This is a genomic window from Marilutibacter maris (genome assembly GCF_006546735.2).
Lineage (GTDB): Bacteria > Pseudomonadota > Gammaproteobacteria > Xanthomonadales > Xanthomonadaceae > Marilutibacter > Marilutibacter maris.
In genome coordinates, this window is record NZ_VICD02000004.1 from 1 (window position 1) to 8273 (window position 8273).

The 8273-nt window shown below is 70.7% G+C and carries 8 protein-coding genes; 4 read left to right on the forward strand and 4 right to left on the reverse strand.

Annotated elements, in window-relative coordinates; all coding sequences use genetic code 11:
- Positions 1-260: 260 nt before the first annotated feature.
- The gene (locus tag FKV24_RS00280; RefSeq protein ID WP_111266070.1) at positions 261-965 is read left to right on the forward strand and encodes a PP2C family protein-serine/threonine phosphatase; all 705 of its coding nucleotides are present in this window, start codon (positions 261-263) and stop codon (positions 963-965) included.
- A 36-nt stretch (positions 966-1001) separates the two neighbouring features.
- On the opposite strand, the gene dnaQ is transcribed toward FKV24_RS00280, so the two are convergent.
- From dnaQ to FKV24_RS00295, 3 genes are all read right to left on the reverse strand, one after another.
- Positions 1002-1727 carry a DNA polymerase III subunit epsilon gene (dnaQ, locus tag FKV24_RS00285; RefSeq protein WP_141480749.1) on the reverse strand — a complete coding sequence of 242 codons (726 nt, stop codon included), beginning with the start codon at positions 1725-1727 and terminating at the stop codon, positions 1002-1004.
- A 97-nt stretch (positions 1728-1824) separates the two neighbouring features.
- Positions 1825-2283: a ribonuclease HI gene (rnhA, locus tag FKV24_RS00290; protein WP_141480750.1), complete on the reverse strand. Its 459-nt coding sequence runs from the start codon at positions 2281-2283 to the stop codon at positions 1825-1827.
- A 7-nt stretch (positions 2284-2290) separates the two neighbouring features.
- Positions 2291-3034, reverse strand: coding sequence for a class I SAM-dependent methyltransferase (locus tag FKV24_RS00295; RefSeq protein ID WP_141480751.1), 744 nt, complete (start codon positions 3032-3034; stop codon positions 2291-2293).
- Positions 3035-3160: 126 nt separating this feature from the next.
- Between FKV24_RS00295 and gloB the strand changes: the two genes are divergently transcribed.
- From gloB to FKV24_RS00310, 3 genes are all read left to right on the forward strand, one after another.
- Positions 3161-3937, forward strand: coding sequence for a hydroxyacylglutathione hydrolase (gene gloB, locus FKV24_RS00300; protein WP_141480752.1), 777 nt, complete (start codon positions 3161-3163; stop codon positions 3935-3937).
- On the forward strand, positions 3934-5163 hold the full coding sequence (locus FKV24_RS00305; protein WP_141480753.1) for a lytic transglycosylase domain-containing protein: 1230 nt from the start codon (positions 3934-3936) through the stop codon (positions 5161-5163). Before gloB ends, FKV24_RS00305 begins: the two co-directional genes overlap by 4 nt.
- Positions 5164-5286: 123 nt before the next feature.
- The gene (locus FKV24_RS00310; protein WP_141480754.1) at positions 5287-6084 is read left to right on the forward strand and encodes an enoyl-ACP reductase FabI; all 798 of its coding nucleotides are present in this window, start codon (positions 5287-5289) and stop codon (positions 6082-6084) included.
- Between the two features lie 153 nt (positions 6085-6237).
- Here FKV24_RS00310 and FKV24_RS00315 read toward each other — a convergent pair whose 3' ends face one another.
- Positions 6238-8217 (reverse strand): peptidyl-prolyl cis-trans isomerase, encoded by a 1980-nt coding sequence (locus FKV24_RS00315; protein ID WP_141480755.1) that lies wholly within the window; start codon positions 8215-8217, stop codon positions 6238-6240.
- Between the last annotated feature and the right edge of the window lie 56 nt (positions 8218-8273).

Below are 8273 nucleotides of genomic sequence, written 5' to 3' on the forward strand. Positions count from 1 at the left end.
CAGCGCGGTTCGACAGATCGGCACGACCGCCGATCTGGACGGCCGAAGGCCGCCCCGCAGGGGCGAGGGCCACGGATGGCCCGAGTCCATCCCCCGACCCGTTCGCCGCCATCCCTCAAGGCGCGCGCTGCCTTCCCCGCAAGAACCCCACCCTCCAGGCCCCACCTCCCCCTGCCGCACGCCTTGCCACGCGGCCGCTGGGCACCGATGATTCCGTTGACTGAATCCAGAGGCTCTGACGCGAGCGGCATGTTCCCCCAATGATCGAATTCGGACACCTGACGCACGCCGGCCTGCGCCGAGACCTGAACGAAGACACCTACTACGGCGACACCGAGATGGGGCTCTGGCTGGTCGCCGACGGCATGGGCGGGCACGAGTACGGCGAGGTCGCCAGCGCCCTGGCCCGCGAGACCATCGTCCGCGAAGTCCGCGACGGCACCCCGTTGATCCAGGCGATCCGCATCGCCGACGAGGAGATCATCCGCAACTCGCGGCGGCGTCACGACGCCCTGCCGATGGGCACGACCGTGGTCGCGGCGCGGGTCAGCGGCAGCCTGTTCGAGGTCGCCTGGGTCGGCGACAGCCGGGTCTACCTGTGGCGCGACGGTCACCTCGCGCAGTTGTCGCAGGACCACAGCTATGTCCAGGAGCTGATCGCCAACGGCGCGATCACCCACGAGCAGGCCCGCAGCCACCCGCACCGCAATGTGGTGACCCAGGCGCTGGGGGTGACCGATCCGCGCAACCTCAACGTCGAGACCATGACCGGCGAGCTCCGCCCCGGCATGCAGCTGCTGCTGTGCAGCGATGGGCTGACCGAAGAGGTCGACGACAGCGTCATCTCCCGGGTCCTGGCCCAGCAGGACTGCAGTGCCCAGGAATGCGTCGACTCGCTGGTCGCCGCCGCCCTCGACGGCGGCGGTTCGGACAACATCACCGTGATCCTGGTGCGCAGCCACTAGCGCACCGCCGGGCGGCCCGTGGGCCGCGCACTGCTCTCAGCCCTCGCCGTCGGCCTCGGCCCGGTCCCAGACCGCATGCCCGGCCTTCTTGCGCAGCACCGCCAGCCGGGCCTCGTGCGCGGCCAGCTCGACCTCGGCGACGCTCACCCGCGGGCGCGGGCGATCGATCCGCTTCTGGAACATCGCCGCCGTCGACGGATCGGCGGCGCCCGTCCCCGACGCGTCGGCGAAGCCGATCTCCTCCTGCCCGGAGGTCAGCCCGATGTAGACCTCGGCGAGCAGTTGCGCATCGAGCAGCGCGCCGTGCAGTTGGCGATGCGCATTGTCGACGCCGAGCCGCTTGCATAGCGCATCCAGCGAGTTGCGCTGGCCCGGAAACTTCTGCCGCGCCAGCAGCAGCGAATCCTCGATCGCGCAACGGTCGGCCAGCTTTCCGTACTGCGGTCCGGCCAGGCGCAGCTCGTTGTCGAGGAAGCCGACGTCGAACGCGGCGTTGTGGATGACCAGCTCGGCGCCATCGATGAACTCGACGAACTCGTCGACGATGTCCTCGAAGAACGGCTTGTCGGCGAGGAACTCCAGGGTCAGTCCGGTCACTTCCTGGGCGCCGGCCTCGAACTGGCAGCGCGGATTGAGGTAGCGGTGGAAGGTACGGCCGCTGGGGCGCCGCTCGACGAACTCCACGCAGCCGATCTCGACCACGCGGTTGCCCCGCTCCCAGCTCAGGCCGGTGGTTTCGGTGTCGAGGATGACTTGGCGCATGAACGGATCGGAAGCTCGCTGTGGAAAACACTGTGCCCGGCCGCCGCCGCCGTGTCACCCCGCCGTCGGAGCGATCGCGGCGCCGGCCGGCGCCGACTCAGCCGCCCGCCTTGAAGCGGACGGCCTCATTGCGCGCCAGGGTGTCGACGCGCTCGTTGTCCGGATCGCCGGAGTGGCCCTTGACCCAGTGCCAGTCGACCCGGTGGCGCCCGGCCGCGGCGTGCAGGCGCTCCCACAGGTCGCGGTTCTTGACCGGATCGCCGCCGGCGGTCTTCCAGCCGCGCCGGACCCAGTTGGCCATCCACTGGGTGATGCCCTGGCGGACATACTGGGAGTCGGTGGTCAACGCGACCCGGCACGGCTCCTTCAGCGACTCCAGGCCCATGATCGCGGCCATCAGTTCCATCCGGTTGTTGGTGGTGTCGGCCTCGCCGCCGCTGAGCTCGCGCTCGCGTCCCTGGTAGCGCAGCAATGCGGCCCAGCCGCCGGGGCCGGGATTGCCCAGACAGGCGCCGTCGGTATGGATCTCGACGGACTTGTTCGATTCAGACGTCATCGCCGGATTATGGCTTCGGCCCCGGGTCTTGCCGCAAGACGCCCGCATGTGTTCGCACCGAGCCCAGGCCGGTCTGCAGCCGCAGCTTGCGCAGCGCCGCCGGCGGGATCGCCGCATGCACGCGCTTGCTGACGGTCAGCGCGATGCCCGCGCGCAGGCGGTCGGCGGCACCGACGCCGGCCTCGCCGTCGTCCGGACGCCAGCGCGGCCCCAGCCATTGCAGGCTGACCGCATCGGCCGGGAACCCGGCCCGGGCCAGGGTCGCCTGCCAGTAACCCGGTCCGTGCGCGCTGAGCCCGGCGCGACACCAGCGCGCCCGGTACGGACTCCACGGATTGAGCGCGGCCAGCCACAGCACGCCGCCGGGCGCGAGGATCCGCATGCACTCGCCGAGCACCGCCTCGGTATCGCCGAAACCGTCGTCCAGCGCGTGCTGCAGCAGTACCGCTCCGAACGTCTCGCTGGCCAGCGGCCATGGCAGGGCGCAACGCAGGGCGCCGTCGAAACCGCCCGCGCCGCGGCGCAGGTGCAGGCCCCGGCCACTCTCGCTGTGCGGGCACTCGGCGCCCTCGGCCCCGACGCAGACCCAGGGCAGCGCCGGAATGCCGGCGAGCACCCGCTCCATCGCCCGCGTCTCGGCCCGCAGCAGGCTGCGCGCGCGCGGCCCGGCAAACCACAGCGGTCCGGCCGCGCCGCTTTGCGGACCGGCGTTCGGCTGTTCAGGTTGACGTGACGGGTGCAGCGCGGGCATGGTCGCCTGATCGTGTCCGGCCGGCGGGCGACGCCGGCGAAGGAGCCGGTCTGGATGGAAGGTCTGGCGGTCGCAATCGGGTTCGATTCTGCGCGATTTGCCGGCAGGATTCCAAGGAGTATCAGCATGCGTCTGCAGGCCCTGCCCTCGCGCCAGGACAACTACATCTGGACCCTGTCCGGCGAGGACGGCGGCGCGATCGTCGTCGACCCGGGCGAGTCCGCACCGGTGTTCGCCGCCGCCGCGGACGGTCTGCGTCCGGCCGCAGTGCTGCTGACCCATCACCACTACGACCACATCGACGGCACCGCCGAGCTGCTGCAGCGCTGGCCTGGACTGCCGGTCTACGCGCCGCACGACCCGCGCATCGCCTTCGCCTGCCAACGGGTCGGCGACGGCGACCGCTTCGCCCTGCTGGGGACCCGGATCGCGGTGATCGAGGTCCCGGGACACACCTCCAGCCATATCGCCTTCCACCTCACCCGCGGCCAGGACGGCTGGCTGTTCTGCGGCGACACCCTGTTCAGCCTGGGCTGTGGGCGCCTGTTCGAAGGTACCCCGGCGCAGATGCACGCATCGCTGCAACGCCTGGCCGCCCTGCCCGGCGACACCCGGGTCTGCTGCGGGCACGAGTACACGCTTTCCAATGCCGCCTTCGCACACGCGGTGGAACCCGACAATCCGGCGCTGCAGCGTCGCATCGAGGAGGCCAAGGCCATGCGCCGGTCCGGACATCCCAGCCTGCCCAGCACGCTCGCCGACGAGCGCGCCTGCAACCCGTTCCTGCGCTGCACCGAACCTGCGGTCATCGCCGCGGTGACCCGCCAGTCGGGACGGCCGCCGCACGATGCGGTGGAGACGCTCGCCGCACTGCGGCGCTGGAAAGACGGGTTCGCCGCATGAGCGGCCGCCACGGACACCCGGCCGGCCCCGGGTTCGCGACCGTCGCCGGGCTGTTGCTGGCCTGTCTTGCCGCCCCGCTCCACGCCGCGGACGACGCCCCCGGGACGACGACCGCGGACAGCACCGCCGCGCCTGTCGCCGCCCCCGTGGCCGCCGAGGCGACCGTCCCGGCCCCGCTCCCGGCCGGTACCCGCAACGGCCGCGAGATCTTCGAGAACTTCCGCGAGGGGCTGTCCGACCCGCAGTGCGACGCCGATACCAGTGCCCGCTGGAGCCGGCACTTCGCGCATGCGCCGGACCGCCTGGCCACCCAGGACGACGGCCTGCTGCCGCTGTTCGGCTACGTGGTCGACGCCCTGCGCCAATCGCACCTGCCGACCGAGTACGCGCTGATCCCGTTCATCGAAAGCGGCTACAAGCCCGCCGCGCGCAGCCCGTCCGGCCCGGTCGGGATGTGGCAGATGGTCCAGGTCACCGCGCGCAACCACAAGGTACCGGTGGGTTCGCGTTACGACGGACGCCTGTCGCCGGTGGATTCGACCCGCGCCGCGGTCCGCTACCTCAAGACCCTGCACGGAATGTTCGCCGGCGACTGGCGGCTGGCGGTGATGGCCTACAACGCCGGCGAGTACCGCGTGCTGGGAGCGCTGCGCCGCGGCGGCCTGGCCGCGCGCGATGCCGAGCCCGAGCAGTTGCCCGGCATGCCCGGCATCACCCAGGCCTATGTGCGCAAGATCCACGCGCTGTCCTGCCTGATGCTGGAGGCCGCCGACGACGAGGCCTGGCTGCAGGCGCTGGACCGGCCGGTGCCGCGGCTGGAAGCGGTTCCCCTGCCCGATGGCGTGCGCACGGTCGCCCAGTACGCCGACCTTGCCGGCCAGGACCCGGCGCGCCTGAAGCGCCTGAACCCGGTCTACGCCAACGGCCGCATCCATCGTCCGGGCGGGCGTCCGGCCTACCTGCTGGCACCGGCGACCGAGCTCCCGGTCGCCGCCGTCACGGCCGATGCGCCGACCGCCACGGCCGCGACGACGGTCGCCGACGCATCCGACATCGTCGCCGCTTCGCCGCGCCTGCACGTGGTGGCCCGCGGCGACAATGCCTGGACGATCGCGCGCCGCTACGGCCTGCGCGTCGCCGAACTGCTCTCGCTCAACGGCCTGACCACCAACAGCGTGCTGCAACCGGGCCAGCGCCTGCGCCTGGCTCCGGCGCAGGCCGACTGAGCCGGACGGGCCATCGCGCGGCACCGACGCTGCCCGGGGCATACGCCGGGCGCCCGCAGGCCCTAAACTAGAGTCTTTGCTCGGCCGCATCCGCGGCCATGTCCCATCAGCGAGGGAGTTTCCATGGGTTTTCTGCAAGGCAAGCGCGCCCTGATCACCGGTATCGCCAGCCAGCGTTCGATCGCCAGCGGCATCGCCGAGGCCATGCACCGCGAGGGTGCCGAACTGGCCTTCACCTACCAGAACGACAAGCTCAAGTCGCGCGTCGAAGCCGCCGCTGCCGAAGCCGGCAGCGACATCGTGCTGCCGCTGGACGTGACCGACGATGCGCAGATCCAGAGCTGCTTCGACGCGCTGGGCAAGCGCTGGGACAGCCTGGACATCGTCGTCCACGCGATCGCGTTCGCGCCGCGCGAGGCGATCGCCGGCCAGTACCTGGACGGCCTGACCCGCGAGAACTTCGCCCTCGCCCACGACATCTCGGCCTATTCGCTGTCGGCGCTGGCCAAGGCCGCGCGCCCGCTGATGCAGGACCGCAACAGCGCCATCCTGACCCTCAGCTACCTCGGCGCGGAGCGCGCCCTGGCCGGCTACAACCTGATGGGCGTGGCCAAGGCCAGCCTCGAGGCCAGCGTGCGCTACCTGGCCTACAACCTCGGCCCCGAGGGCACCCGCGTCAACGCGATCTCCGCCGGCCCGATCAAGACCCTGGCCGCCTCCGGCATCGCCGGCTTCCGCAAGATCCTCGGCCACGTCGAGGAGAACGCGCCGCTGCGCCGCACCGTCACCATCGAGGACGTCGGCAACGCCGCCGCGTTCCTGTGCTCGGATCTGGCGTCGGGCATCACCGGCGAGATCACCTACGTCGATGCCGGCTACAACATCCTCGGCATGACCGGAATCGGCGAAAGCGGCGAGTGAGCCGTCTGCGCCCCGCGCCTTGCGGGGCGTGGGGATCGCGCGCAAACCAGAAGGCCCGGCAGATGCCGGGCCTTCTCGCATTCGGGACGAAGCGGTGGCGGCGTCGCGGCCATGGTCGGGCCCGAGCCGTCGCCGCGGACGGCAATCGTCCGGTTACAGGTTTTCCTCGAACACCGACACCTGCATCTGCTGGCGGAGCCTGGCGGTGTAGGCCTTGAGGTCGTCGACACCGGCAACCTGGCGCAGCTGCTCGCGCAGCATCTCGCGCTCGCCCTCGCCGATCGTCTCGCCGTCACCCGGAGTGACCTTGTCGACCGTGAACAGGACCGCGCCGCCGCTGGACAACATCGCCATCCCCGGCGTCGGGCTGCCTTCCTTCGGCGCCTGGACGGCGAACATCGCCTCGTTGACCGCGGCGTCGGGCAAGGGCATGCCGCGCATGATGCCCGGCATCGCCTGCGGCTCCGGCAACGACTTCGACTCGGCGATCGCCTGCAGCGTCTCGCCCTTCTTCAACCGCTCCAGCAGCGCCTCGGCATCGGCCTTGGTCGCCTGCATCACCTGGTCGGCGCGCACCGCCGCGATCACCTCGTCGCGGACCTCGTCCAGCGGACGGGCGCGCTCGGGCTGGTGGGCGGCGACCCGGATCAGCACATGGTGCCCGGGCTCCATCTCGATCGGATCGCTGATGGTGCCGTCCTGGATGCGGGCCTCGTCGAACGCGGCCCGCTTCACCGCTGGATTGGCCATGATGCCGTCGCCGCTGTCGCGCGAAACCGGGCCGAGCTTCTGCACCTGCAACTGCGCCTCGGCGGCGACGCCATCGAGGTTGTTCGGATTCTTGTAGACCTGATCGACGACACCGGTCATCAGGTCGTTGATCGCGCGTTCGCGATCGGCCTCGGCCTGTTCGCGGGCCAGCGCGTCGCGCACCTGCTCGAACGGCTCCACTTCGCCGCTCTTGATCTCGCGCAGCTGGATCACGTGCCAGCCGAACTCGGTCTTGACCGGGTCGCTGACGCCGGGAGCGGTCATCGCGAACAGCGCCTCCTCGAACGGCCCGACCATCATGCCCTTGCTGACCCAGCCCAGGTCGCCACCGCTGTCCTTCGAACCGATGTCGTCGCTGTTCCCGGAAGCCAGCGCGGCGAAGTCCGCATCCGCCGCTTTCGCCTGCGCGGCCACCTGCGCGGCCTTGTCCTGCGCCGCCTTCTGCGCCGCCTCGTCGGCATCCGGCGCCAACTCGATCAGGATGTGCGATGCCAGACGCTCTTCGGGCGTCACGAACTTGGCCATCTCGTTCTTATAGCGGGTACGCAGGACTTCCTCGTCGGCCGGTGCCGGCGCCGGCAGCTCCGACGCCTGGATCTCGACGTACTCCAGGGTGACCGTCTCCGGCGCGCGGAAATCCGCGGCATGGGACTCGTACCAGCTCTTGATGGTCTGCTCGCCGACTTCCGTCTCGTCCTGCTCCTGCGGCGGCAGGAACAGCATCTGCGCGTCGCGGCGCTCGCCGATCAAGCGGATCAGCCGCTGCATCTCGGAAGCGGTGACGAAGTTGCTGCCGCTCAGCGAGACCGGCACCAGGCTCTGCTGCAATCCCTCGCGCACGGTCTGCTCGAACGCCTTCGGCGACTGCGTCGGCACCTGCGAAGCCAGTGCGAGCTGGTAGCGCTCGGCATTGAACTCGCCATCGATCTGGAACGCGGGAATGTCGCGGATGGTCTTTCGCACCAACGCGTCGCTGACCGCGATTCCGGCGCTGCGGGAGGCCAGTGCCTGCACCCGCTGGTCGATCAGCGCCTCCAGGACCTCGCGCTTGTTCTCCAGGCTTTCGAACTCGCGCGGATCGAAGGCCTCGCCCTGCTGCGCGCGCGCCTGCTGGCGGGCCAGGTCGAAGCGGGTACGGAAATCGTCCCGGCTGACCTCCTCCTGCTGCCACAGCATCGATGCGGGCCACCAGGTGGGGGCGGACGGCCACCAGCTCGGCGGCGCCTCGACCCGCGCCACGGTGTCGTTGGTGTTCTGCACCAGGTACTGATCGATGCCGAACAGGCCCAGCGGCACGATCAGGATGGCGAGAACGATGGTGCCCAGCAGGCCGGAAGACTTTTCGCGGAGTTTCTGCAGCATGTTCGGGGTGCGTCAATGCGGAAGCCGCACAGTCTACCGCGCTTCGGCGCCCGCGG

Excerpts from the sequence above, each read along its gene's own strand:
- FKV24_RS00280 (WP_111266070.1), top strand. The coding sequence starts at position 261 with ATGATCGAATTCGGACACCTGACGCACGCCGGCCTGCGCCGAGACCTG.
- dnaQ (WP_141480749.1), bottom strand. The coding sequence starts at position 1,727 with ATGCGCCAAGTCATCCTCGACACCGAAACCACCGGCCTGAGCTGGGAG.
- rnhA (WP_141480750.1), bottom strand. The coding sequence starts at position 2,283 with ATGACGTCTGAATCGAACAAGTCCGTCGAGATCCATACCGACGGCGCC.
- FKV24_RS00295 (WP_141480751.1), bottom strand. The coding sequence starts at position 3,034 with ATGCCCGCGCTGCACCCGTCACGTCAACCTGAACAGCCGAACGCCGGT.
- gloB (WP_141480752.1), top strand. The coding sequence starts at position 3,161 with ATGCGTCTGCAGGCCCTGCCCTCGCGCCAGGACAACTACATCTGGACC.
- FKV24_RS00305 (WP_141480753.1), top strand. The coding sequence starts at position 3,934 with ATGAGCGGCCGCCACGGACACCCGGCCGGCCCCGGGTTCGCGACCGTC.
- FKV24_RS00310 (WP_141480754.1), top strand. The coding sequence starts at position 5,287 with ATGGGTTTTCTGCAAGGCAAGCGCGCCCTGATCACCGGTATCGCCAGC.
- FKV24_RS00315 (WP_141480755.1), bottom strand. The coding sequence starts at position 8,217 with ATGCTGCAGAAACTCCGCGAAAAGTCTTCCGGCCTGCTGGGCACCATC.